Annotated in this window: 21 protein-coding genes and 1 pseudogene; 11 read left to right on the top strand and 11 right to left on the bottom strand. The window is 62.9% G+C overall.

The genetic code is table 11. From position 1 onward, the window contains the following. Positions 1-47 precede the first annotated feature (47 nt). Positions 48-407 (top strand): aspartate 1-decarboxylase, encoded by a 360-nt coding sequence (gene panD / locus SPICUR_RS05640; RefSeq protein ID WP_023366952.1) that lies wholly within the window; start codon positions 48-50, stop codon positions 405-407. Between the two features lie 190 nt (positions 408-597). On the opposite strand, the gene SPICUR_RS09880 is transcribed toward panD, so the two are convergent. From SPICUR_RS09880 to abc-f, 5 genes are all read right to left on the bottom strand, one after another. Then, positions 598-1320 (bottom strand): energy transducer TonB, encoded by a 723-nt coding sequence (locus SPICUR_RS09880; RefSeq protein ID WP_077176331.1) that lies wholly within the window; start codon positions 1318-1320, stop codon positions 598-600. After that, positions 1317-1724, bottom strand: a complete 408-nt coding sequence (locus SPICUR_RS05650) for an ExbD/TolR family protein (protein WP_023366956.1) — start codon at positions 1722-1724, stop codon at positions 1317-1319. Before SPICUR_RS05650 ends, SPICUR_RS09880 begins: the two co-directional genes overlap by 4 nt. Then, positions 1721-2086 carry an ExbD/TolR family protein gene (locus tag SPICUR_RS05655; protein ID WP_023366958.1) on the bottom strand — a complete coding sequence of 122 codons (366 nt, stop codon included), beginning with the start codon at positions 2084-2086 and terminating at the stop codon, positions 1721-1723. The genes SPICUR_RS05650 and SPICUR_RS05655 overlap by 4 nt, the downstream gene beginning before the upstream one ends. Before the next feature lie 47 nt (positions 2087-2133). Then, on the bottom strand, positions 2134-2787 hold the full coding sequence (locus SPICUR_RS05660) for a MotA/TolQ/ExbB proton channel family protein (RefSeq protein WP_023366959.1): 654 nt from the start codon (positions 2785-2787) through the stop codon (positions 2134-2136). 76 nt (positions 2788-2863) lie between these two features. Continuing rightward, entirely contained in the window at positions 2864-4720 is a 1857-nt protein-coding gene (abc-f, locus tag SPICUR_RS05665) for a ribosomal protection-like ABC-F family protein (protein ID WP_023366960.1), read from the bottom strand. 35 nt (positions 4721-4755) lie between these two features. Here abc-f and SPICUR_RS05670 point away from each other — a divergent pair, with 35 nt between their 5' ends. Genes SPICUR_RS05670 through SPICUR_RS05680 form a run of 3 tightly spaced genes read left to right on the top strand, consistent with a single transcriptional unit; the run spans position 4756 to position 8238 of the window. After that, positions 4756-6192 (top strand): dihydrolipoyl dehydrogenase family protein, encoded by a 1437-nt coding sequence (locus tag SPICUR_RS05670; protein WP_023366961.1) that lies wholly within the window; start codon positions 4756-4758, stop codon positions 6190-6192. Beyond that, entirely contained in the window at positions 6189-6854 is a 666-nt protein-coding gene (locus tag SPICUR_RS05675) for a TVP38/TMEM64 family protein (protein WP_023366963.1), read from the top strand. Before SPICUR_RS05670 ends, SPICUR_RS05675 begins: the two co-directional genes overlap by 4 nt. Positions 6855-6882: 28 nt before the next feature. Continuing rightward, a complete protein-coding gene (locus SPICUR_RS05680) occupies positions 6883-8238 on the top strand; it encodes a bifunctional alpha/beta hydrolase/OsmC family protein (RefSeq protein ID WP_023366965.1) in 1356 nt (451 codons plus the stop codon). 20 nt (positions 8239-8258) lie between these two features. Here the strand turns inward: SPICUR_RS05680 and SPICUR_RS10130 are convergent. The 5 genes and pseudogenes from SPICUR_RS10130 to SPICUR_RS05700 form a co-directional block, all read right to left on the bottom strand. Beyond that, positions 8259-8777 (bottom strand): annotated as a pseudogene (locus tag SPICUR_RS10130) (TVP38/TMEM64 family protein); the annotation flags it as partial. Then, entirely contained in the window at positions 8774-10210 is a 1437-nt protein-coding gene (locus SPICUR_RS05685; protein ID WP_023366961.1) for a dihydrolipoyl dehydrogenase family protein, read from the bottom strand. The gene SPICUR_RS05685 and the pseudogene SPICUR_RS10130, both read right to left, overlap by 4 nt. A 6-nt stretch (positions 10211-10216) precedes the next feature. Continuing rightward, positions 10217-10873, bottom strand: coding sequence for a DUF3047 domain-containing protein (locus SPICUR_RS05690; RefSeq protein ID WP_041381749.1), 657 nt, complete (start codon positions 10871-10873; stop codon positions 10217-10219). A 152-nt stretch (positions 10874-11025) separates the two neighbouring features. Then, positions 11026-11355, bottom strand: a complete 330-nt coding sequence (locus SPICUR_RS05695) for a hypothetical protein (RefSeq protein ID WP_023366970.1) — start codon at positions 11353-11355, stop codon at positions 11026-11028. A 71-nt stretch (positions 11356-11426) separates the two neighbouring features. Then, positions 11427-11771, bottom strand: coding sequence for a DUF4168 domain-containing protein (locus SPICUR_RS05700; RefSeq protein ID WP_041381751.1), 345 nt, complete (start codon positions 11769-11771; stop codon positions 11427-11429). A gap of 152 nt (positions 11772-11923) precedes the next feature. Here SPICUR_RS05700 and SPICUR_RS05705 point away from each other — a divergent pair, with 152 nt between their 5' ends. The 3 genes from SPICUR_RS05705 to SPICUR_RS05715 all read left to right on the top strand — a co-directional run bounded on the left by SPICUR_RS05705 (position 11924) and on the right by SPICUR_RS05715 (position 17619). Further along, a complete protein-coding gene (locus tag SPICUR_RS05705; protein ID WP_023366974.1) occupies positions 11924-13417 on the top strand; it encodes a sensor histidine kinase in 1494 nt (497 codons plus the stop codon). Continuing rightward, positions 13414-14781, top strand: a complete 1368-nt coding sequence (locus SPICUR_RS05710; RefSeq protein WP_041381752.1) for a sigma-54-dependent transcriptional regulator — start codon at positions 13414-13416, stop codon at positions 14779-14781. The genes SPICUR_RS05705 and SPICUR_RS05710 overlap by 4 nt, the downstream gene beginning before the upstream one ends. 135 nt (positions 14782-14916) lie before the next feature. Next, on the top strand, positions 14917-17619 hold the full coding sequence (locus SPICUR_RS05715) for a YhjD/YihY/BrkB family envelope integrity protein (protein WP_023366978.1): 2703 nt from the start codon (positions 14917-14919) through the stop codon (positions 17617-17619). Here SPICUR_RS05715 and SPICUR_RS05720 read toward each other — a convergent pair. After that, entirely contained in the window at positions 17599-17937 is a 339-nt protein-coding gene (locus SPICUR_RS05720) for an Hpt domain-containing protein (protein ID WP_023366980.1), read from the bottom strand. The genes SPICUR_RS05715 and SPICUR_RS05720 overlap by 21 nt on opposite strands. 45 nt (positions 17938-17982) lie before the next feature. Between SPICUR_RS05720 and SPICUR_RS05725 the strand changes: the two genes are divergently transcribed. Genes SPICUR_RS05725 through SPICUR_RS05740 form a run of 4 tightly spaced genes read left to right on the top strand, consistent with a single transcriptional unit; the run spans position 17983 to position 23812 of the window. After that, positions 17983-20061: an EAL domain-containing response regulator gene (locus SPICUR_RS05725; RefSeq protein ID WP_023366982.1), complete on the top strand. Its 2079-nt coding sequence runs from the start codon at positions 17983-17985 to the stop codon at positions 20059-20061. Beyond that, positions 20045-21166 carry an FIST signal transduction protein gene (locus tag SPICUR_RS05730; protein WP_023366984.1) on the top strand — a complete coding sequence of 374 codons (1122 nt, stop codon included), beginning with the start codon at positions 20045-20047 and terminating at the stop codon, positions 21164-21166. Before SPICUR_RS05725 ends, SPICUR_RS05730 begins: the two co-directional genes overlap by 17 nt. A gap of 2 nt (positions 21167-21168) precedes the next feature. Beyond that, entirely contained in the window at positions 21169-23307 is a 2139-nt protein-coding gene (locus SPICUR_RS05735) for a response regulator (RefSeq protein WP_023366986.1), read from the top strand. Further along, positions 23300-23812, top strand: a complete 513-nt coding sequence (locus tag SPICUR_RS05740; protein ID WP_202951824.1) for a putative pterin-binding protein — start codon at positions 23300-23302, stop codon at positions 23810-23812. The genes SPICUR_RS05735 and SPICUR_RS05740 overlap by 8 nt, the downstream gene beginning before the upstream one ends. Positions 23813-23815 lie beyond the last annotated feature (3 nt).

Here is a 23815-nt window from a genome sequence, read left to right on the forward strand (position 1 = left end):
ATTACCATGAGATCGTAATCCACTGAAAAAGGTGACAAGTGACAGCAATGATGATTTCGGTACTACAGGCCAAAATCCATCGCGCGACGGTGACCGACGCCAATCTCGAATACGAGGGCAGCATCACCATCGATTCGACACTGCTCGAGGCCTCGGGTTTGCTGCCGCATCAGCATGTGCACGTCTACAACATCACCAACGGCAATCGCTTCGAGACCTATATCATCAAAGGACCAGCAGACAGCGGCGCAGTCACCATCAATGGTGCTGCTGCGCATATGGCAGGGCATGGTGACAAAGTCATCATCGCCGCTTATGCGCAGATTGATGCGGCCGAGGCGTCGGCGTGGGAGCCCGTCCGAGTATTCGTGGACGACCATAACCGGACCAGACCGCTCAACGGCTGATGGTGATTTCCTCCTTTTGGAATCATGACGAAAGATACGCCCGGCTCTGAGGCAGGTCAATCGGGCATATGCACCACGGTGGTGCAGAGTGCGCCGCTGCCGTTGAATTGACCACGCTAACCCTCTGAGGTTCGGACACCTTATTGATTTGCGTCAAATTCAGGGCTTTGAATCATTGCGCTGGGGACCCTCAGCGATCGCTCGCGAGAGAGAAGCTGATGGGGATCTCGATATGGCGTCCGGCGATCGCCGCATCATCGGGCGGAGAGGGCAGTGGCCGTGCCCGGCTGAGCATGGCCTTGACCGCGTTGTCGAGACTGGCATGTCCACTGCCCTGTGAGACATGACCGGATGTCAATGCACCATTGGCATTGAAATGCAGTGTCAGTACTGCTTCGCCCTCCACTCCCCGAAGCCTCGCGCGGCGCGGGTAGCGCCGATGCTCCGCCAGCCATGCGCGCAGCGTCAGCAGATAGTCGCGCCTGGCCTCCGCATCGCCAGCTTCGGGCGTTGTCTCACCCGTCGAGTCGGTCGAGTCGGTCGTTGGTGGTGCGGTGGGCTGATGAGGGTCGCTTGATTGCGGTTCAGTGGCAGCGCCTGCGTCCGGCGCCTCAACGGACGGATCGGGTTCAGTCGGGACGGGCGACTCCATTGCTTTAGCTGAGGCAGTGGCCGTCTCCGGTACAGACGGCTCAGCCGGTTGCGTCGGCTCCGGCCGCTCGGGCTGTGGTGTCTGCTCCGCCGTCTGTGGTGTGTCCACCGGCACGCTCCCCAATTGGATGCGCAGCGTATCGTTTCGTGTCCCTGGCTGTGCCGGCGACCGCGTCTCTGGAAGAAACGCGAATACGGCGGCGTGCAACGCGGCGGCGGCCAGCAATGCCGCGATCCATCCCACCGCACGTCCCCCCATCATGGTTCGCGGGTAGTCAGGTGTACGCGCTCCCGGCCTTCTTCCCTCAGGCGCTCGAGTAGTGTGATCACTCGGGTTGCATCGGCCCTGGCATCGGCGATCAGTCGAAGCGGCTGAGTATTCGCAGATCCGTGCTCAGCAATGGCCGTACCGAGCGCATCGAGGATGACCGGTTGCGATTCGACGGCGATCGTCCCGTCCGCGGCCACATGGATGACCGTTGCTGGCTGATCGGCAAGCGGCTCGCCATCGAGCGTTGGCGGTGCCACTGGAAACGGTGCGGTCTGTGTCAGCTGCGCTGTGATGAGGAAAAACGCAAGGAGCAGGAAAACCACATTGATCAGCGGCAGTAGACCGGTCTCGGAATCGCTTCGGGGCAGTGCCTTATCAGGAGTCAGACCGATCATTGCGATGCATCGATCCCGGTGAGTGAGACTGTCAGCCCCGATGCGCGGAGCGTGGCCAGCACGTTCAGGGTTCGTTGAAGGGAGACCCCCGGTTGTGGCTGCAGCCGGATGGTTGTCTCGTCCGCCGCTGACAGCCGTTGGTTGAGGACGGTGACGAGGCGGTCGGTGGATAGGCGCTGGCTGCCGACAACCGCGGCCGATGACTCGAGCTGCACCCGCTCGGTTGATGGGTCGGAATCGGTCCCGTCGGCATCAGCGGCGAGCGCGACCGGCAGCCGCTCCCGTGTCTCCAGCGTTGATGCGAGCATGAAGAAAATCAGCAATATGAAAATGACATCGATCAGCGGTGTTAACCGGATCATCGAGACGCCGCGACGCCGGGGAGCAGCAATTGCCGGTGGCGGACTGCTCATGGCTCACTGCGGTTCTGTGCCGGTGCCGGGCGCTGCGTGAAGATCTGTGTGATCAGGCTGTCCATCTCCTCGCCAAGCCGCTGAATGCGCGCCTCGATCCAGCTCACAGCGGCGACCGCGGGGATTGCGACTGCGAGGCCGACCGCAGTGGTGGACAGAGCCTGCCAGATGCCCGCGGACAGCACGGCCGGATCGACGCCAGAGCGGCTATTCTCCAGTGCCTGAAAGGCATCGATCATCCCAAGCACGGTTCCGAGAAGACCGAGCAGGGGGGCCAGGCTGGCGATCAACTCCAGCGGGCGAAGACCGCCGCGGAGCGCGCGTAGCTGATCATTGCCGAGCCGCGCGATTTCCTCACGCAACCGGGCCTCGTCCGTGGTGCTGTCGCGCAGCCCATCAATGGCGCGGCCGGCGAGTCGGGCGACGGGGGTACCGGCCGTCCTTGCCAGATCGCTCGCGCGGCTTGGATCGCCGCTGGTGAAGGCGGATACGGCGGCTCGTGCCGCGGCCAGTCGATGGCTGCGGGTGAATGCGAACTGGCCGAATTTAGCGATCACGATGCCAAGAGCGATCACCGACATCGCGACAAGGATCGCGATCACCGGACCACCCACTGAATAGAGCGCGATGAATCGATCAATAGCTGTCATGAGAAAAGCATACGTCAGCGTGACGCTGTCATGAAATTGCCTCTGTTAGACTGATGGCTTGTCCTAAGGAGCCGGACTAACCAAGGCGTTCACGCTGCGCCTCGAGGTATTCCCAGCGCTCGTAGGCGGTGGACAGCTCCGACTCGGCCGTCTCGAGGGCTTCCAGCGTGGTCTGGATCGTTTCCGCATCGCGCTGGTAGAGGTCGGGATCATTCGCGCGGGTCCGTGCCGCCTCTGCTGCCGCTTCAAGGGTCTCGATCCGGGCCGGGAGCTCATCAAGTTCGAGGCCCTCACCGTAGGTGAGTGTGCGGGGCTTTTTCGGTGAAGAGGCCGACTTGGCGGTCCTTCGCTTGCGGCTGCTCTCGCTTTGAGCCGGTTGCTGCGTCTGCCGCAGCCAGTCGGCATACCCGCCGACATACTCACCGATGTGGCCACCCCCCTCCGGGACAAACACGCTGGTGACGACGTTATCCAGAAACGCCCGGTCGTGGGAGACCAGCAACAGCGTGCCGGTGTAGTCCACGAGTCGCTCCTCGAGCAGCTCAAGGGTCTCGACATCCAGATCATTGGTGGGCTCGTCGAGCACCAGCAGATTCGAGGGTCGGGCGAACAGTTGAGCGAGCAGCAGTCGGTTGCGCTCACCACCGGAGAGTCGGCTGATCGGCGCATTGGCGCGGTCGGGCGAGAATAGGAAGTCCTGCAGATAGCCCATTACATGCCGGCGTTTGCCGTCACCGAGGTTGATGAAGTCCTCGCCGCCGGCGACGTTCTCGCGTGCGGAGCGGCGGTCGTCGAGTGAGGCCCGGTGCTGGTCGAAATACGCCACCTGGAGCCCGGTGCCGAGCTTGACCGATCCGCTATCCGGCGCCAGTTCGCCGACCAGCAGCCGGATCAACGTCGTTTTGCCGACGCCGTTCGGGCCCAGAATACCGATCCGGTCACCACGAATGATGCGGGTACTGAAGTCGCTGACCAGCGGCTTGCCATCAATGCTGTAGGAGAGGTGCTCGGCCTCGATCACGCGCTTGCCGGAGCGCCCGCCCTCGGCCATCGTCAGTCGTGCCTCGCCCGGGCGCTCGCGACGCTCAGCGCGCTCCTTGCGCATGGCCTTGAGGGCGCGGACGCGGCCCTCGTTACGGGTGCGCCGAGCCTTAATACCCTGGCGTATCCAGGCCTCTTCCTGCTTGAGTTTTTTGTCGAAGCGCGCCTGTTCCTCGGCCTCGGCGTGATCACGCTCCTCGCAGCGACGCAGGTAATTGGCGTAGTCACCGGGCCAGCTGGTGAGCTGACCGCGATCGATCTCCACGATGCGGGTGGCAACGGCCTGGAGAAAAGCGCGGTCATGGGTCACGAAGACGACCGCGCCGTCGAACTCACGCATGAAGCCTTCCAGCCACCGGATGGCCTCGATGTCGAGGTGGTTGGTGGGCTCGTCGAGCAGCAGGACATCGGGCCCGGGGACCACGGCACGGGCCAGCAGGACGCGCCGCTTGAGCCCCCCGGAGAGACTCGAGAAGTCACTGTCCGCAGGCAGGCCAAAGCGTGTCAGCACCGCATCGACGCGCTGCTCGATCTGCCAGCCCCCGGCGGCCTCGATCCGGGACTGCAGATCGGTCAGCTCGTCAATGTCCCCCTCACCGGCGCCAATCGCCATGGCGAGATCATGGTGGCGGGAGAGGAGCGAGCCAAGCTCCCCCAGCCCCTCTGTCACAACATCGAATACCCGTCCCTCGAGGTGATTGGGAACGGCCTGCTCGAGACGTGACACCCCGGCCGCCTCACCACGCTGGACGCGTCCGGCATCCGGCTCGATGACCCCCTCAATAATGCGCAACAGTGTTGATTTGCCCACACCATTGCGGCCGACCAGACAGACGCGCTCGCGATCTTCAATCGTCAGTGACGCGTGCTGGAGTAGCGGCGGACCACCCACGGAAAACTCGATTTCATCAAGGCGAATCAGACTCTATGGCCCGTGAACATGAATATGACCTGATCATCGTCGGCGGCGGCGTCGGCGGACTGGTCACAGCGAGCGTCGCCGGCCAACTCGGTCTTGATGTCGTGCTCGTCGAGCGTGGCCCTCGACTCGGCGGTGACTGTCTCCATCATGGCTGCATCCCCAGCAAGTCGCTCATCCACTCCGCGGCAGTGGCTCATGCGGCCCGCGACGCAGGTCGTCTGGGCATTGACGCACGGCTTGGTGAAACCGATCTGGGCGCGGTCATGGATCGAGTGCAGTCGGTGATCGACGAGATTCAGGTCCATGACGATCCAACCCGCTTCCGGGATTACGGGGTCGATGTGCGATTCGGCGAGGCGCATTTCATCGATGCACGCACCATTCGCGTCAAGGGTCAGCGCCTGCGCGCTCGGCGCTTTGTCATCGCAACCGGGTCACGCCCCCGCATCCCGGATATACCCGGGATTGAGACGATCCCGGTACTGACCAACGAGACGCTCTTCGCCGAACGCAGTCTCCCCGGCCATCTGGCCGTTGTGGGTGGTGGGCCGATTGGCACGGAGATGGCACAGGCGTTCTCGCGACTTGGCAGTCGTGTCACCCTGCTCGAGGCAGGACCGCAGATACTGCCTCGCGATGATGCCGGACTCGCTGCATCGCTGGCCGAGCACCTTCGCGGCGAGGGGGTCGATCTGCGCCTGTCGACCCACGTCAGTCGCGCTGAACCCATCGATGGCGGCGCGCGCCTGACGCTTTCCGGCAGCGCCGATGACACCACCGCGCTGGACGTCAACCGCGTCCTGATCGCCGCCGGGCGGCGTGCCAATACCGACTCACTCAACATTGAAGCCGCCGGCCTCGCCTGCGGCGACGACGGCCGTCTCAGCGTCGACCCGCGTCTGCGGACCAGTCGACATCACATTTATGCGATTGGCGATTGCGCCGGGCCTTATCCGTTCACCCACATGGCGGAATACCAGGCTGGCATCGTCATCAGTAATGCCCTGTTCCGGCTGCCGCAGCGGGTCGATTACCGGGCGGTGCCGTGGGTGACCTACACCGATCCCGAGCTGGCCCATGTGGGGATGAGCGCCGCCGATGCCAAAGCCGCCGGGATTGACTGCCAGTGCGTTGACTTCCCGCTCGCCGGTGTCGATCGAGCCATCGCCCAGGGGGCAACCACCGGTGAGCTGAAACTGGTGATCCGACGCGGACGGATCATCGGCGCCAGTCTGCTCGCCCCGCATGCCGGTGAGATCATCCACGAGCTGGCGCTCGCCATTGCCGCGCGCATTCCGCTGCGACGGCTCGCGGGAATGGTGCATGCCTACCCCACCCTCGCCCAGATCACCAAACGGGCAGCAGGTCGCCATTTCGCGACCCAACTGTTCTCGCCTGGCACGCGCCGACTGGTGCGCTGGATAAACCGGATCCTGCCATGATGAGTCGATCGGCACGCCGCGTCCTGCTCCTCGCCGGAGTCGCGATCGTTATTATTGCCGGCCTTTTGATGCGGGATAACCTGAGTCGTGAGGCCCTCACCCACTGGCTCAATGGCCTCGGCCCGTGGGCGGGTGTTGTCTTTATCGCAAGCTACGCCGCCGGCGCTGTCGCGTTTCTGCCCGGACTGGTCTTCACCATCGCCGGTGGTGCCCTGTTCGGTCCATTATGGGGAACGGTCTATAGCCTCATCGGAGCGACCAGTGGCGCCACACTCGCGTTCCTCGCCGCACGGCATGGCGTGGGAGACTGGGTAGCGCAGCGAACCGGTGCGCGCCTCGGGCGCTTACAGGCAGGAATCGATCGGGAGGGGTGGCGCTTCGTTGCTTTAATGCGCCTCGTGCCGCTGGTCCCCTTCAACCTCCTCAACTACGCGCTTGGCCTGACCCGGATCCGCCTTTCCGTGTATGCGCTGACCAGCTTCATCACCATGTCACCCGGCGCCCTTGCCTATGTCTGGGTGGGCCATGCGGGCCGTCAGGCCATCGCCGGTGGCGACAATCGACTCCAGGCTGGACTCATCGCGATCGCGCTGATCGCCACGCTCGCACTGCTGCCACGGATTATCCGCAGCATTCGCGGCGGCGATCCGGCGGAGCGCTGAATATGATCACCCCCGCGGGAGAGCGCCCATGAGCACTGAGAAAATCACCTTCACCGGTCATAACGGTGACACCCTCAACGCCAGACTCGATGTGCCGGATGGCCCGATCCGCGCCGCCGCGCTATTCGCGCACTGCTTTACCTGCTCAAAGGACATCCCCGCTGCGCGCCGGATTGCCGGTCGGCTGGCCGCCCAGGGCATCGCAGTGCTGCGTTTCGATTTCACCGGGCTGGGTCACTCCGAGGGCGAGTTTGAGAACACCAACTTCAGCTCCAATGTCGAAGATCTGCAGCGTGCGGCGAGCTATCTCGCCGATCATGTCGCCGCCCCACAGCTTTTGATCGGTCATTCCCTGGGTGGCTCAGCGGTGATCAAGGCCGCGCCCCTGATCGATGCCGCCCGTGCTGTGGTGACCATCGCTGCACCGGCGGATCCAAGCCATGTCTCCAAGCTTTTCGCCGATCAGCTGGCGACAATCGACGCGCAGGGCGAGGCCGAAGTCAATCTGGCCGGACGGCCATTCCGTATCCGCCAGCAGTTTATCGAGGATATTACTGAAGCGAAGCTCGACGATGCCCTGAAACACCTGGATGCCGCGCTGCTCGTGCTCCACTCGCCGCAGGACACGATGGTCGGAATCCGCAACGCTGCGGAAATCTTCCAGGGCGCGATGCACCCGAAGAGCTTCATCACCCTGGATCATGCCGATCACCTGATCACCCGCGGCACCGACGCTGACTATGCCGCCGATGTGATTGGCGCCTGGGCGGTGCGGTACCTACAGATGGCGCAGGAGCCCGCCTCCGCCGAGACACCGGAGGGAGTGACGCGGGTCTCGGAGGTGGATCCGGCAGGTTTCCGTCAGGCGATTACCGTGTCCGGACAGCATCTGCTGACCGCGGATGAGCCAGTCAAGATGGGGGGCAGCGATAAGGGGCCTTCCCCCTATCAGCTGGTCGCCGCGGGACTGGGCGCATGCACCAGCATGACGATCCGCATGTATGCCCGACGCAAGCGGATCGCTCTCGATCACGTCTTTACCGATGTCACCCACAATAAGGAACATCGCACCGACTGCGATCACTGTGATGAATCCGGGGCAAGAGTCGACGTGTTCCAGCGAAGGATCCATCTGAGCGGCGATCTTGGCGCAGAGGATCGTCAGCGCCTGCTCGAGATCGCCGACAAATGCCCGGTCCACCGGACGCTGGAATCGAGCATAGTCATCGACACGGAGCTGATCGACGATATTGAACGTCAGCGCTCCGCCGGATCGCCGCCGCGAATGCTGCGGATAATCCGTGGCAGCAGTGCGAGCGTGGCGATCAGCGCGATCGCGATGAGTCCAGCCTGGAGTCGATTGTCGCCACCGGCGATGGCCTGACGGCCCGCATGGCCCACCCAGACATAGGCAAGGGCGCCGGGTGACATGGTGATGAAGCTGGTCAGCGCATACACGGAAAGGCGGATCCGGGTCAGGCCAAGCGCGTAGTTGAGGAGGTTGAAGGGGACCAGCGGCACGAGGCGCATTAAAGCAACGAAGCGCCACCCCTCCCGATCGATTCCTGCCTGTAAGCGCCCGAGGCGCGCACCGGTTCGCTGCGCTACCCAGTCTCCCACGCCATGCCGTGCGGCGAGGAACGCGAGTGTGGCGCCACTGGTCGCTCCGATGAGGCTATAGACCGTTCCCCATAATGGACCGAACAGGGCACCACCGGCGATGGTGAAGACCAGTCCGGGCAGAAACGCGACAGCGCCGGCGGCGTAGCTTGCGATAAAGACAACACCCGCCCACGGGCCGAGGCCATTGAGCCAGTGGGTGAGGGCCTCACGACTCAGGTTATCCCGCATCAAAAGGCCGGCAATAATAACGATCGCGACTCCGGCGAGGAGCAGGACGCGGCGTGCCGATCGACTCATCATGGCAGGATCCGGTTTATCCAGCGCACCAGTCGGCGCGTGCCAGGCGAGAACAGTTGGGTCGCGAAATGGCGACCTGCTGCCCGTTTGGTGATCTGGGCGAGGGTGGGGTAGGCATGCACCATTCCCGCGAGCCGTCGCAGCGGAATGCGCGCGGCAATGGCGAGCGCCAGCTCGTGGATGATCTCACCGGCATGCGGGGCGAGCAGACTGGCGCCGATGATCCGTCCGCGTCGGATCACCAGTTTCAGCTCACCGGTGGTTGCCCCCTGGGCGATGGCTCGATCGACACCGGCGAGCGGGAAGTCAACGCACTGGCAGTCAATCCCGGCGGCTTTGGCATCGGCGGCGCTCATCCCCACATGGGCCAGCTCGGGATCGGTGTAGGTCACCCACGGCACCGCCCGGTAATCGACCCGCTGCGGCAGCCGGAACAGGGCATTACTGATGACGATGCCAGCCTGGTATTCCGCCATGTGGGTGAACGGATAAGGCCCGGCGCAATCGCCAATCGCATAAATGTGATGTCGACTGGTCCGCAGACGCGGGTCGACGCTGAGACGGCCGTCGTCGCCGCAGGCGAGGCCGGCGGCTTCAATGTTGAGTGAGTCGGTATTGGCACGCCGCCCGGCGGCGATCAGGACGCGGTTGACGTCCAGCGCGGTGGTGTCATCGGCGCTGCCGGAAAGCGTCAGGCGCGCGCCGCCATCGATGGGTTCAGCGCGACTGACGTGGGTCGACAGGCGCAGATCGACCCCCTCGCCGCGAAGGTGCTCGGCCAGCGATGCAGCGAGTCCGGCATCATCGCGAGGCAGTATCTGCGGTCCTGCCTCGAGCAGGGTGACACGACTGCCAAGTCGCGAGAACGCCTGTGCCATCTCCGTGCCAATCGGCCCACCACCCACAACGGCCAGATGGCCGGGGAGACTGCGTTCGGCGAAGAGCGTCTCGTTGGTCAGTACCGGGATCGTCTCAATCCCGGGTATATCCGGGATGCGGGGGCGTGACCCGGTTGCGATGACAAAGCGCCGAGCGCGCAGGCGCTGACCCTTGACGCGAATGGTGCGTGCATCGATGAAATGCGCCTCGCCGAATCGCACATCGACCCCGTAATCCCGGAAGCGGGTTGGATCGTCATGGACCTGAATCTCGTCGATCACCGACTGCACTCGATCCATGACCGCGCCCAGATCGGTTTCACCAAGCCGTGCGTCAATGCCCAGACGACCTGCGTCGCGGGCCGCATGAGCCACTGCCGCGGAGTGGATGAGCGACTTGCTGGGGATGCAGCCATGATGGAGACAGTCACCGCCGAGTCGAGGGCCACGCTCGACGAGCACGACATCAAGACCGAGTTGGCCGGCGACGCTCGCTGTGACCAGTCCGCCGACGCCGCCGCCGACGATGATCAGGTCATATTCATGTTCACGGGCCATAGCGGGTTATTCTCCCAGTAATCGGATGGTCCCGTAGATCGCCTCGGCGCGATCGTCGGTGTCGTCACAGTCGGTCATGATCGCCAGTGTATCGATTTCGGTGATGTCGCGATCATGAAAACGTGCGAAATCCTCCCGTAAGTTGCGCCGATGAGTCCGCCAGCCAGCACCCTCGTCGCTGCCGTCAACGGCAACCATTGTCGCCTGATCGGCATAGGCGTTGGACCAGTGATCGCCCACTCCGGCCTGAGTGGTTGAGACATAGTTCATTGCCCGGGTCCGCCAGCGCAGGATGGGGTGTTCATCCACGGCGTAGAGTCGTGCGGCATAATCATCGCCGGATTTCTGGCGCGGGGTACCGCGACTGATCGGTTCAACAATACGCCAGCGCCACTCGATGATCGGCGTGCGGGTCAGGTCGATCCCCTCGCGGTAGACGAGTCCCGACGCGCTACCCTCATCACATTCGGCGCGCACGCCTCGATGTGCGTTGCGCTGCGAGAGCGTGTAGCCGGTCTCGCCGCTGAAGGAGTGGCGCTCCCAGCCGATGATGGTCGCGGGGTCGAAGGATGTCGGTGTCTGTGCCAGTGCCGTCGTCGGTAGGATTGCCGGGATCGACAGGATGACGGTCAACGCGCGGATAACGAATCGTCTGCGACTCATGCCACTGCGTCGGTTGGCCGCTCGACAGCGGGTTCCGGTTTATCTTCCCATTGACGGGCATTTGCGCCGTGAAAAACGAGTGCTTTCATGTCAACGATCCTTCGTTGTGGATCACGTGATTGCTCGTATCACCCTGCGCTTAGTCTCCCGCATTACTCAATGACATATTCAACGACGATCGCCTCCGGTACCGGCGCGTTCAGTGAAATCTCGAAGTCACCATCCATGATGTAGGTGAAATCACTGGCCAGTTCCTCACCGGATGCATCGTCGTAAACGGTCAGCTCCAGCCTGGCTTCGCTGCAGGTTGCCGCGCCGGTGATATAGAGCTGGCCCCGACGTTCCTCGTAGCTGTAGTCCTCGATCTGGCATTCCTCAACGATCCCCTCCTGCGCCGATGCAACGGGGGGGAGACCGATCAGAAACGGCAACGTAATCAGCGCCAGCCAGTGGCGCCGATTTGAATGAGCCATGTGATGCATGGAACAACTCCTGGTTATAGGCCGATGAGGGAGCGACCGCCGGGCCGCTCCCCCCTGAGCAGCGCGCGGGATCAGTCCATCATCGACTGAATACGCTCGGCGAGCTCAGGATTCTCCGAGGCAGCCTGAGCGATCGAGCTGTAGGTGTCGACATTCAGACCCGTGTCCTCGACGGCCTCGACCATCATCTCGTTGCCCTCCTGCTCGAGCGCCATGGCCTCTTCACGGTCCTCGGTCGACTCGATGCGCTGGACGTACTCGTTGCGGATCTCCATAACCTCGTTCTGGGCCTCAACGAACTGATCAATCTGATCGTCAGAGAAGTCCGTGCCGCCATCGCTCTGCGCACCCGCTGTCATTGACGCCGCCATCAGGGCGGCCAGGCTCAGGGACATGAGGGGTGTTGTGATTCGCATTGGTTGACTCCTGATCTTGCGGATTAACGTGCCCGGCTATCCGGGTCACCCAAAACAGTGCAAACACCCTGCCAACTGATTCAGACTGGGCGTGATGGGATTTTCAGGAGGTCGCTCATGCGAATATGTGCCGAAATGACCCACTCTCTGCCATGCTGACACGGCCAGAATGGCCGAGCTTCAGCGAGATGCGGCTGCGTACCGCGATCATCGTACTGATCGTGCTGCCGGTGACGCTCGCCGTTGGGCTGGTCGGGTGGCTGGGGATCGGCTGGCTGGAGCGTGAGGCGGAATCACGCATGCGCGAGGACATTGAGCTTATCGCGCGTACCCTGCAGCGCCCACTCAACCGCGCGATCCGGCGACGCGAGCCGGCCCTGCTGCAGGACTCGCTGCGCTCCGCCTTTGAATTCGGGCGGGTCTATGGCGCTCATATTTACGGGCGCGAGGGCGAGCTGCTAGCCGGTGCCGGTGTTGGCGAGCGCCGCTTCAGCACCGAGCGCGCCGAGGCGTTCAACACGCTGGAGCCACGCAGCGAGGGCTATGCGGCCCTGGGCGAGGACCCGACCTATGCGTACTTTCTGCCACTGACCACCCAGGGCGGCCGCATCGCCGCCATTCTCCAGATCACCCGTCAGCCGGACAGTCTCCGCCATATGCTCGGGCGCATCCGTGTCACCGGCACAGCCGCACTTGCCGGCCTTGCGCTGTTATTGTCGCTGATCGTCATCGTCGGTCATCGGCGCGCGATCGGCTCGCCGCTCAATACCCTGGCGCGGGGGATGGACCAGGTCGCGGATGGGCAGCTGGACTATCGGATCAACCCCACCGGCCCACGCGAAACCCGTGAGCTCGGCGAGGGGTTTAACACCATGCTCGATCGCATCGAGCGCGCGGCGGACGAAATCGCTGAGCGCCGCAGCACGCAGGCCGACCTCCAGGCGGATCTGCAGGCCTCGCGCAAGCTCGCAGCGGTGGGTGAGCTCTCGGCCGGCGTGGCTCATCAGCTGGGCACGCCGCTGAGCGTACTCGATGGCCGCGCCCAGGGGCTGCTGCGGCGCGACGATCTCGACCCCCGGACGCGGCAGACACTGGAGGATATGCGCACTGAGGTGACGCGTATCAGCCAGACCGTCCGTCAGCTCATGGATTTCGCCCGCAGCCGCCCGCTGCAGCGTCGCAATACACAACTCTCCCGCGTGATTGCCAGTGCCGTCGATCGCATCCGCGAGGATCCGGCCGCCGCTGGCGTCACCATTGAGCAGAACGGTGCGCTGGACGAGGCGGAGGAACCGGTTCTCGCCATCGACGGACCGCGCATTGAGGAGGCACTCTGCAATCTCCTCGGCAACGCGGTTCAGGCAACGCCCCACGGCACGATCCGGGTGGGCCTCCACATTGATGCCGATGCCTGTCATATCCGGGTCGAGGATGACGGCCCCGGTATTCCCGAAGCGGAACGCGCCCGGCTTTTCGAACCATTCCATACCACCAAGCCGGTCGGATCGGGGACCGGACTCGGCCTGGCGGTGGCCCATGGCGTCGCCCGCAGCCATGGGGGTGGACTCACTCTATCGGCGGGCGACCCGCCCGGTGCATGCTTTGTCATGCGGCTCCCGCGACGCGAGACGGAGGCACCCGTTTGAGCGACCCATCAACGGCCATCACTCTTGTCGTGGAGGATGACCGCAGCCTCCGAGGGCTGCTGCGCGATGAGCTCGAGCGCCTGGGCCATCGCATCGTCACCGCGCAGGGGGAGACGGAAGCGCGCGCCGCGCTCGACGAGCATCAACCCGCGTTGGTGGTCAGCGATCTGCGCCTACCGGATGGCGACGGCATTCAGCTGCTCGAGCATGTCCGTGGCGCCACCGGCGGCCGCGAAATCGGGTTCATCGTGATCACCGGCTTCGGGACCATCGAGCAGGCCGTCGATGCACTGGAAAAGGACGCGGACGACTTTCTGACCAAGCCGCTCGATCTGGATCATCTCGGCCTGAGCGTGGGCCGTGTTCTCGAGAACATCCAGTTACGCCGGCGTCTGAGCGGCTACGAGGCACTCCATGGCCGCGAAAGCTTTCATGGCATGGTCGGGCAGAGCGCGCCCATGCAACAGCTCTATCGCAGCATTGAGCGCATCGCCACCACCGACAGCCCGGTCCTCATCCATGGCGAGAGCGGCACCGGCAAAGAGCTGGTTGCCGCCGCCGTCCATGCTGAAAGCGCGCGTGCCGGCAAGCCCTTCATCGCCGTCAACTGCGCGGGCGTACCGGCCGAGCTCCTCGAAAGCGAGTTCTTCGGCCATGTCCGCGGTGCCTTCACGGGCGCCGATTCCGCGCGGCGCGGTCTACTCCAGGCCGCCGACACGGGAACACTGTTTCTCGACGAGATCGGCGAAATGCCGATGCCTTTGCAGGCAAAGCTGCTGCGTGTCCTCGAGGACGGCTCACTGCGGCCGGTCGGCGCCGACACCGAATTCCAGGTGGATGTACGCATTGTCGCCGCCACTAACCGGGATCTGACGCAACGCGTCGCCGACGGCGACTTCCGGGAGGATCTTTTCTACCGCATCGACACATTCACTGTGACCGTGCCGCCGCTGCGCCAGCGCGGTACGGACATTGATCGACTCGCGGTCGGGTTCCTCACTGCGGCGGCCCGCCGCCAGGGCCGCGAACCGCCAGCGCTGACCCCCGAGGCCCGTGCCGAGCTCGCCGCGCATGACTGGCCCGGTAATGTCCGCGAGCTTGCCAACGCTATGGAACGCGCCCTCGCGTTCGCCAATGGCCAGCAGATCGAGGCAGTCGATCTGCCTGGACGGATCGGCCGGGCACCCGATGCGCCGACACTGACACGCGGCCATGAGGAGCGCTCCTTTGCGACGCTGGCCGAGGTCGAGGCGAGTCATATCCGCCAGGTACTGGATGCCGTCGGCGGTAATCGCAGCCGCGCGGCCGATATTCTCGGGATCGGCCGCCGCACTCTGTACCGCAAACTCGACGACTCGGAATAGGTTGAGGACCGGCCTGCGCGGGTTTGCGCCGCTCTGGGAACATGTCCAAACTATTACGGTCATCCCGACATGATCTCTGAATAACGAAGACGCTGTAGAAACGGACACTGACTGACTGGCGGAGGAGAACACGCCGTGAATCTGGGCCTGATCGTTCTTATGGCACTGTTACCCCTGGTAACGGTTGCCGTTTTCCTTGTCATGCTGCGCTGGCCGGCGAAACATGCCATGCCCCTCGCCTACGGCGTCGCAGTGGTCGTCGCCCTCGGTTTCTGGGGCACCGATCTGAATATCGTCGCCGGCGCGTCGGTCAACGGCGTTGTCACCGCGCTGAACATTCTGTTCATCGTCTTTGGCGCCATCCTCCTGCTCTACACCCTGCGTGAGAGCGGTGCGATCAGCGTGATCCAGAAGGGTTTTGAGGACATCTCGCCAGATCGGCGCGTCCAGGCGATTATCGTCGCCTGGCTGTTCGGGGCATTGATCGAGGGTGCATCCGGGTTCGGTACGCCCGCCGCGATCGCCGCACCGTTACTGGTCGCGCTCGGTTTCCCGGCCATGGCGGCGGTCGTCTCGGCCATGATCATCCAGTCCACGCCGGTGTCGTTCGGTGCGATCGGTACGCCGATCATCGTCGGCGTCAACGCGGGGCTGTCCGGCCAGTCGGTCACCGATCGCATGGTCGAAGCCGCGGGAACGCCCTACGCACAGTATCTCGACCAGATCGGCATGCAGGTCGCGATGCTCCACGCCCTGGTCGGAGTGTTCATCCCACTGATCATGGTCGGCATGCTCACCCGCTTTTTCGGCGAGAAGCGCTCGTTCATCGAGGGGCTGCGGGCATGGCGCTTCGCGCTGTTCGCCGGTGTGGTCTTTGTGGTGCCTTACTATGCGGTCGCCGCGCTGCTGGGACCGGAATTTCCAGCGCTGTTCGGCGGCCTGATCGGACTGGCCATCGTTATCCCCGCGGCGCGGCGCGGTTGGTTCCTGCCCAGGGACACCTTTGATTTCGAGGCCCGTGAGCACTGGCAGCCAGAGTGGATCAGCACGCTGCAGGAAGCGGCCCAGCCAGCGCGGGATGAGAGTCAACCGCTCTCCCAGCTCCAGGCGTGGATGCCCTACATCATTGTCGCTGTCCTGCTGGTGCTGACCCGCGTCATCCCGCCGGTCACCGATGCACTGCGGGCTGACGCCGTTACGCTATCCATCCCCAACGTCTTTGGCTCCGGCATCACGGCCGCCTCGCAGCCGCTGTATCTTCCCGGCTTTATCCTGCTGGTGACCTCGCTGATCACCTATTTCCTGCATCAGATGTGGGATCACGGTAGTTATCTGCGGGCCTGGAAGACCGCCGGCCGCACGATTGTCTCGGCTGGATCGGCGCTGATCTTTGCGGTGCCGATGGTGCAGGTGTTCATCAACTCCGCGCCTGATGGCCATGACACCGTGACCGCCATTCAGACGGCACTCGATAATGGTATTGCCCTGGGCACGCTCGATCGGGTGGCGAGCATGCCGGAGATGCTGGCTCAGGGCGTCGCCGCGCTGACCGGGCAACTCTGGCCGCTGTTTGCGCCCACCGTCGGCGGACTGGGCGCCTTTCTCGCAGGCAGCAACACCATCAGCAACATGATGTTCTCGTTCTTCCAGATCTCCACCGCCGAGCAGATCGGTCTGGGCTCGTTCGGCGCGTCGATGGTCGTCTCGCTGCAGGCGGTTGGCGGTGCCGGTGGCAACATGGTCACGGTCCATAACGTCGTCGCAGCCTCGGCCACCGTCGGCCTCCTCGGCCGGGAAGGCGATGTCATCCGTAAGACGCTGATCCCAATGGCCTATTACATGATCGCTGCAGGTCTGCTGGGTATGGCGATCATCACCGGTGGCACCAACCTCTGGTATGCCGGATGGCTCGGCTTCCTTGGCGTTGCGCTCGTGTTCATGCGCGCGGACATGCCAGGCCTGACAGGGGTACCCACATTGATCGTCAACACGATCCGCGTGGTGGTGGAGGCCGGACGGCTCTGGCAGATCCATAACGCCCTTGGGAGTGCTGGCGCCCTCGCCTTCTACACACTCTTCTCACTCGCGCCGATCCTGATCTTCGTGATCGCGGGCATCGGCGTTGTACTCGGGCCCGAGGCCGCGGAGAGCCGCATCGTCGCCCGATTACAGACGTTCATCGGCCCAGAGGCCGCGCAGGCCGCCCGTCAGATTGTCGCCAACACCCGTATTGAGCGCGCTGGCTGGATTCCCACCGTCGCTGGACTGGTGGCCATGACGGTGGGAGCGACAGCGGTCTTTGCACAGCTAAAGCGATCATTGAATGCAATCTGGGACGTTACCCACCAGCCACCCCGTCATGGGCGCATGCTGGAGTTAATCCGCAACCGGTTGCTTTCGCTTCTCATCGTCGGCCTTTTCGGTCTGAGCCTGCTGGTATCACTGATCTCGACCGTCGTATTGCGCGCGATTGGCCGCTTCGCCTCGGACTGGCTGCCCTTCAACGCGGTACTGCTCTCACAACTCGAGACCACGACCACACTGTTGGTCATGACCGTCCTGTTCGCCGCCATCTTCCGTATCCTGCCCGACGTCCGGCTTCGCTGGAGCGATGTCCTGCCGGGTGGGTTTCTGACCGCAGTGCTGTTTATGCCGGGCCGCCAATTGATGGCGAGCTATCTCACGCTCATGGCGCCGGGATCGGCGTACGGGGCCGCCGGCTCGCTGGTTGTACTGCTCCTATGGATTTATGGATCGGCGCTCATCGTGCTGTTCGGTGCCGCATTGACCCGTGCCATCCACACACAGGCGTGGCGGTCAGATCATTGGCCGGAGTGACTCCGCCGCGGATCGCAGGGCAGCATCGAGCTCGTCAATCAGAGCTTCCTCCAGAGGCCATTGGTCGGCTTTGAGGCGCCGGTCGATAGCGCTCGCCGCAGCCTCGAGGCGTTTCGCACCGACTGACCCTGCAGATCCCTTGAGGGTGTGTACCTGTCGGGCAACCGGCGCATCCCGGCCATCACGGAGCGCCGCCGGGAGCTCGGCGAACTCCTCGGTAATCTGCTGATGGAAGACGGTCAGAACAGCTTCGTAAAGCGCCTCATCGCCCTCGACGCAAGCCAGACCCGCCTCTTTGTCGAAATCATCGGCATTCATGCGTTTACCGTCTACACTGCCCGTGAAAGATGACAGGAATACCCGATGATGGACGCGCAGACAATCCTAATCGTCGACGATGATCCAACAATCCGGCTGATGACGTCAGCGGGACTCGGCAAGCAGGGCTATCAGACCGTGCTGGCCACGGATGTGGACACGGCGATCGAACAGGTCATCTCGGCGTCACCGGACCTGGTTCTTGCAAGCGTCAGTCTGGCCGAGCGTGACGGGTTCGATTTCATCGAAGCGGTCCGCGCTGGTAGTGCGGGGACCGTCAATCAGGATAAGCCCATCCTCGTATTAACCGCCCTGAGCGACGTCACCTCCATCAACCGGGCGTTCGCCGCCGGCGCCACCGATTTCATCACTAAACCGGTGAACCTCACGATCCTCGCCGAGCGGGTCAAGTACTCCCTTGCCGCAGCGGCGCGTGCCACAGCGCTTCGCGATGCACAGATGGAACAGGCCAGTGCCTGTCGGATGGCGCGGCTCGGTTTCTGGCGACTTGATCTGACGACGTCGGCGCTGAGCTGGTCAGACGGCGCGGAGGCTATCCTCGGATGCGCCCGCCTGCCCGATACGCGCGAAGCGCTGATCAGCCTGACGGCTGGGCATGATAGCTACCGTCTCGAGGAGGCACTCAACACCGCGGCGGCCGATCACCAGGGCGTTGATGTGGAGATCACGCTCCACCTTGGCGGGGCCCAGCCAGCCATCATTCGGCTGCAAAGCGAGGTAAGGACCGAGAAATCGACACTGATCGGCGCGTTTCAGGACGTCACCGCACTGCGTGAGTTCGAGTATCGGGCGTACTACCTGAGCGAGCATGACGAGCTGACCGATCTGCCTCACCGCCGGCTTTTTAAAAGCCTGTTCAACGAACGCGTGGCGAATGCCGCTTATACGGCCTGGTCGATCACCGTCATCGACATCACCGGGCTTTTTCGGGTCAACGCACTCCTCGGTATTGCGGCCGGCGACCAGGTCGTCGCTGCATTCGCGCAGCGGCTCAGACAGAGCCTCGGCGCCGATGACCTCATCGCCCGCCTCGAGGCCGACACATTCGCTGTTGCGTCACCGGTCGATGACCGGGAACGACTGATGGAGCGCCATCACCAATGGCTCGCGCCGCTCGCACGTTCACACTCAATCGCAGGACAGGAGTTGTTCACTGACTTCTCGGCCGGTGCCAGTCTCTATCCAGACGATGCCACCGACGCGGACGTGCTCATCCGCAATGCGCAGCTCGCGCAGCAATTCAACCGCGCCCGACGCGACCGACGGCGAGTGATTCTCTATCAGGACACAGAGGCGTTCGACGACACGGGGCTGCTCGGTCTCGAAAACGATATCCGCAAAGCACTGGCGCATCATCAGTTTTTCCTTGTCTATCAATTGCAGCAAGCGCTTACCAGCGGCGAGTTCACCGGCGCTGAGGCGCTCCTGCGCTGGCACCACCCTGTCCATGGCATCGTCTCACCCGGTCAGTTCATTCCGATGCTCGAGGAAAACGGCCTGATCATTGAGGTCGGAGAGTGGGTGATTGAAAGCGTCTGTCGTCAATTGGCGATCTGGCAGCGTGCGGGTGTAACAGTTGCGATGGGCGTCAACCTCTCGGCGAAGCAGTTCGAACAGGACAATCTCGCTGAGCGAATCATGGAAATCGCCAGTCATCACGGAATTGATCCCGGCGCGCTCGAACTCGAGATCACTGAGAACATGGCGATGCGCAATCCCAAAGCGGCCCTCCGAGCGCTACAACAGCTTCGGTCCGCCGGATTTCGGTTGGCCATGGACGATTTCGGGACCGGACAGGCGTCGTATGAGTATCTGCTGCGGTTCCCAATCAATACAATCAAGATCGATCGCATGTTTATCACGTCGGTCGCGGAAAACCGGCGGAACCGTGCGGTCATTCGATCGATCACTTCCCTTGCGCTAGGGCTTGGCCTTCTGACCATTGCGGAGGGTGTCGAGACCGAACGACAGCACGACTACCTGGATGCACTGGATGTCGATGAAGTCCAGGGCTTTCTCATCAGTCAGCCTGTGGATGCAGACCACTGCTTCAGTCTGCTTCAGAAAAAAGCTTCGAGGAGGGGAAATGCGGCTGGCATTTGACAGCACCGGCACCGCTGATGGACTGACAGAGGCGGTCCATCGACTCACCGGAAATCCGGAGATCGAGGCGGCGATTGTTCTGGCGGCGGACGGGAACGTCTGGTCGACGGATGCCGCCAACGCCGCTATCCGCCAGTCACCCCTGCCGCTGGTGGGCGGGGTATTCCCACAAATCGCCTACGACAGCGAGAGCCTCGAACGCGGGACACTGCTCATCGGTCTGGAGCACACCCCCGATGTCGGCGTGGTCGAGGCACTGAGCAATCCCGACACAGCATTTGAGACAGCCATCGGTGAATTCGCCGATCAATGGCCGGAGGACAACGCGGATCGCACCTACTTCGTGGTGGTTGACGGCCTTGCGGCGCGGATCAGCGACCTGATTGAGGGGCTTTTCTTCAGGCTCGGTCTTGAGCATAACTTCATCGGCGGCGGCGCCGGTTCGTTGAGTCTCGAGCGGCGCCCCTGCATCATCACACCGGCCGGGCTCCATCAGGATGCGGCCCTGGTCGCCCGTCTGGCGCTACCCAGTTCGATCGGCGTCAGTCATGGCTGGACACCAATCAGCGACACTTTCACCGTCACCGAGAGCGCCGGCAACACCGTCAAGTCGATTGACTGGGAGCGCGCGGCTGACCTTTATGCGCGGGAGGTCTATGCACACAGTGCCCAGATCGTCACTGAGGACGATTTCTTCTCGATCGCCAAGTCCTATCCACTCGGTATCGCTCGCTACGGCGCAGAGGTGGTCGTTCGCGATCCGCTGATGATGAACGCGGAAGGCAAGCTGGTGTGTGTCGGTGAGGTACCGGCCGGCTGTCGGATCCGGCTGCTCAACGGTGATACCAATACACTCATTCAGGCCGCCGGCAATGCACGCGACCAGGTCATGCCGCAGGGCAGCACCCGCTCGGGTGCGCACAGCCTGCTTTTTGACTGCATATCACGGGTACTCTTCCTTGACGACGATCTGCATCGGGAGCTGAGCGCCGTTGGTGGTGACCGCCCGGTCTGTGGCGCCTTCACCCTTGGCGAAGTCGCTAACAGCGGCCGTGAATACCTCGACTTCCTCAACAAAAGCATCGTCTTCGCCGTCCTTGAGTAAGCATGCGTCACACCGGCGACAGTCATACCAGCCCCATCGCCGAGTCGGATCTCCTCTACGAGATCTCAATCGCCATCGGCCAGAGCCTGCAGCTCGATGAGATGCTCACTGAGAGCCTGCGCAAGATGCTGCGGGTGCTCAACTGCGTCAGTGGGTGTGTGCTTCAGTATACCCGTCAATCGCCGGTCGGCGACGATGGGCCGCCGACCATTCTCTGGCGCTACTCTCTCGCCCTGCCACGTACGCTCACCCGCCAGTCCGATTTCCAGTCCCTGATCGACCGGATCGACCTGCCGGCGACAGACAGCGCCCTGGATGTGTTCTACGACGGGCTACCGGCCCGCGTCGGGAATGAATCCGGCGACGGGGAAGACTATGTCTTTGGGCTCCCGAATTTCGGCGTCCTTCTGTTGCGCCGCCGCGGGACGGGCTTCACGCATAGTCTTTTCATGTCGCTGGCGCGGCTGATGGATAAGCTCGCCAACGCGGCCCGCGCCTGCCTCTATGAAAGCGAGCTGCAGCACCAGATCCATCAGGCGGAGGCCGCGAACCGCGCCAAAAGTCAGTTTCTCGCGAAAATGAGTCACGAGATCCGGACACCGATGAACGGCGTCCTCGGAATGCTCGACCTTCTCTCCGAGACGACCCTTCAGACCTATCAGCAGCAGTACATTGACCTGGCGCAGAACAGCGCCACACACCTGCTCGAGATCATCAACCTTCTGCTCGATATCTCCAAGATCGAGGCCGGCAAGCTTGAGCTGCAGCCGACGGTCCGTGATTTTCCCGCCTTCATCGCGCAGATACTCAAGGCACAGACACCAAGGGCGATGAGCAAAGGCGTCCGTCTCTACAGCTCGCTCGACCCTGAGCTGCCCCGCTATCTCACGCTCGACCCTGTCCGCATGCAGCAGATCCTAGACAACCTGCTCAGCAACGCCGTGAAGTTCACGGACCGAGGGCATGTGCAGCTCGAGGCCGAACTCGATCGGGATCCAACCAACAGCCAGCCCGATCGTGGGGTGCAGGTCATCCTGACAGTGACCGATACGGGCGTTGGTATCCCCGAGGATCGCCTACCGCATATCTTCGAGACATTCGAGCAGGCGAACAACGCCAGCAATCGCTCGTTCGAGGGCACTGGACTCGGACTGGCCATCACGCGTCAGCTGGCAAGGTTGATGGGTGGGACTGTGTCCGCCCACAGCCGAGTCGGTGAGGGCACGACGATGCGCGTCGCTGTGCCACTCGCGGCGGCGCCTGAGACCACAGAAGTACGCCAGCCTCCCCTGCCCCGGACAAAGCAGCAGGTCCTGTATGTCGACGACGACCGCCGTGATCGCGAACTCATGCGGGCGATTCTGGAAATACTGGGCGTGGATGCGACTGACGCTCAGGATAACGTGCAGGCATCGAAGATACTGCGAGCCAAGGCGACTCAGTCCCGGGCCTTTGACCTGATCATACTCGACGCCAGCGTGATCGCCGGTGATCAATCAACCGACCTACACAACCTGATCGAGCGCGCCATGGCGCGAGGCACGCTTGTCCGCCTCGTGACAGCAGAGTTGAACGCCGATATCGCCACCGAGACCGATCAGCTCGGGCTGCGACGGCCAATCACCAAACCGCTGTCCATTACCGATATCGAAGCGCTGCTGAGGCAAACCGATCCAAACGATACCGATCACGACCCGTCAGCCTCGCCAATGAGCCAGCGTCTGGCGGGGCTCAAGGCGTTGCTGGTAGAGGATAACGCGGTCAATCGGATGCTCGCGGAAAAACTACTGGAGCGGAACGCGATCCAGTATGAAGCGGTGACCAACGGTGAGGCAGCACTGGAGCGCTTTCACGCGTGCCGATACGACTTCATCCTGATGGACGTTATGATGCCAGTGATGGATGGTGTGGAGGCAACGCAGCGCATCCGCACCGTGGAACGGGACAACGCACAGGCCCGAACCCCGATCATCGCCTTGACCGCCAACGCCATGAACGGCGATCAGACCTACTATGCGGCCAAAGGCATGGAAGGGTATGTCGCCAAACCGCTCAAAGCGGAGCGATTAAGGGAAGAGATCGATCGTGTCTGCCACGCAGCCACTTCCAAAACGCAACCAGAAGGTTCTGAGAATGAATAATGACTGGCGCGCAATGGCGATAGCGCTCGCCCTGATCCTGCTCAGTCTCGGAAGCGGCGCCGCAGGTGCACTGGAGCCACCAACCGGCACGCCAATACTGACCGTCAGCGGCGATATCGGCGTCACCAATCAGGGGGATCAGGCCGTTTTCGACTATGAGATGCTCGAATCACTCGGGACCCACACCACCCGAACCAGCACACCCTGGCATGACGGCACACAGACCTTCACCGGCCCCCTCATCCGGTCACTCCTTGACACCGTTGATGCCGAGGGTGAGCGCATCATCGCCAAGGCGCTGAATGATTACGAGTCCGAGATCCCCATCGAGGATTTCACAACCTATGACGTCATACTGGCGACCCACCAGAACGGGGAGCGGATGAGCGTCAGGGATCGGGGGCCGATCTTCGTCATCTATCCGTTCGACAGTGATCCGGCGCTCTACCAGGAAACGATCATCTCCCGCTCTGTCTGGCAGGTGAATCGTATTCAGGTGCCCTGAGGA

Origin of the sequence: Spiribacter curvatus, assembly GCF_000485905.1 — a bacterium.
GTDB classification, from domain to species: domain Bacteria; phylum Pseudomonadota; class Gammaproteobacteria; order Nitrococcales; family Nitrococcaceae; genus Spiribacter; species Spiribacter curvatus.

Coding starts and splice junctions, on each gene's coding strand:
- panD (WP_023366952.1), top strand. CDS start 48: ATGATGATTTCGGTACTACAGGCCAAAATCCATCGCGCGACGGTGACC.
- SPICUR_RS09880 (WP_077176331.1), bottom strand. CDS start 1,320: ATGATGGGGGGACGTGCGGTGGGATGGATCGCGGCATTGCTGGCCGCC.
- SPICUR_RS05650 (WP_023366956.1), bottom strand. CDS start 1,724: ATGATCGGTCTGACTCCTGATAAGGCACTGCCCCGAAGCGATTCCGAG.
- SPICUR_RS05655 (WP_023366958.1), bottom strand. CDS start 2,086: ATGATCCGGTTAACACCGCTGATCGATGTCATTTTCATATTGCTGATT.
- SPICUR_RS05660 (WP_023366959.1), bottom strand. CDS start 2,787: ATGACAGCTATTGATCGATTCATCGCGCTCTATTCAGTGGGTGGTCCG.
- SPICUR_RS05670 (WP_023366961.1), top strand. CDS start 4,756: ATGGCCCGTGAACATGAATATGACCTGATCATCGTCGGCGGCGGCGTC.
- SPICUR_RS05675 (WP_023366963.1), top strand. CDS start 6,189: ATGATGAGTCGATCGGCACGCCGCGTCCTGCTCCTCGCCGGAGTCGCG.
- SPICUR_RS05680 (WP_023366965.1), top strand. CDS start 6,883: ATGAGCACTGAGAAAATCACCTTCACCGGTCATAACGGTGACACCCTC.
- SPICUR_RS05685 (WP_023366961.1), bottom strand. CDS start 10,210: ATGGCCCGTGAACATGAATATGACCTGATCATCGTCGGCGGCGGCGTC.
- SPICUR_RS05690 (WP_041381749.1), bottom strand. CDS start 10,873: ATGAGTCGCAGACGATTCGTTATCCGCGCGTTGACCGTCATCCTGTCG.
- SPICUR_RS05695 (WP_023366970.1), bottom strand. CDS start 11,355: ATGCATCACATGGCTCATTCAAATCGGCGCCACTGGCTGGCGCTGATT.
- SPICUR_RS05700 (WP_041381751.1), bottom strand. CDS start 11,771: ATGCGAATCACAACACCCCTCATGTCCCTGAGCCTGGCCGCCCTGATG.
- SPICUR_RS05705 (WP_023366974.1), top strand. CDS start 11,924: ATGCTGACACGGCCAGAATGGCCGAGCTTCAGCGAGATGCGGCTGCGT.
- SPICUR_RS05720 (WP_023366980.1), bottom strand. CDS start 17,937: ATGAATGCCGATGATTTCGACAAAGAGGCGGGTCTGGCTTGCGTCGAG.
- SPICUR_RS05725 (WP_023366982.1), top strand. CDS start 17,983: ATGATGGACGCGCAGACAATCCTAATCGTCGACGATGATCCAACAATC.
- SPICUR_RS05730 (WP_023366984.1), top strand. CDS start 20,045: ATGCGGCTGGCATTTGACAGCACCGGCACCGCTGATGGACTGACAGAG.
- SPICUR_RS05735 (WP_023366986.1), top strand. CDS start 21,169: ATGCGTCACACCGGCGACAGTCATACCAGCCCCATCGCCGAGTCGGAT.
- SPICUR_RS05740 (WP_202951824.1), top strand. CDS start 23,300: ATGAATAATGACTGGCGCGCAATGGCGATAGCGCTCGCCCTGATCCTG.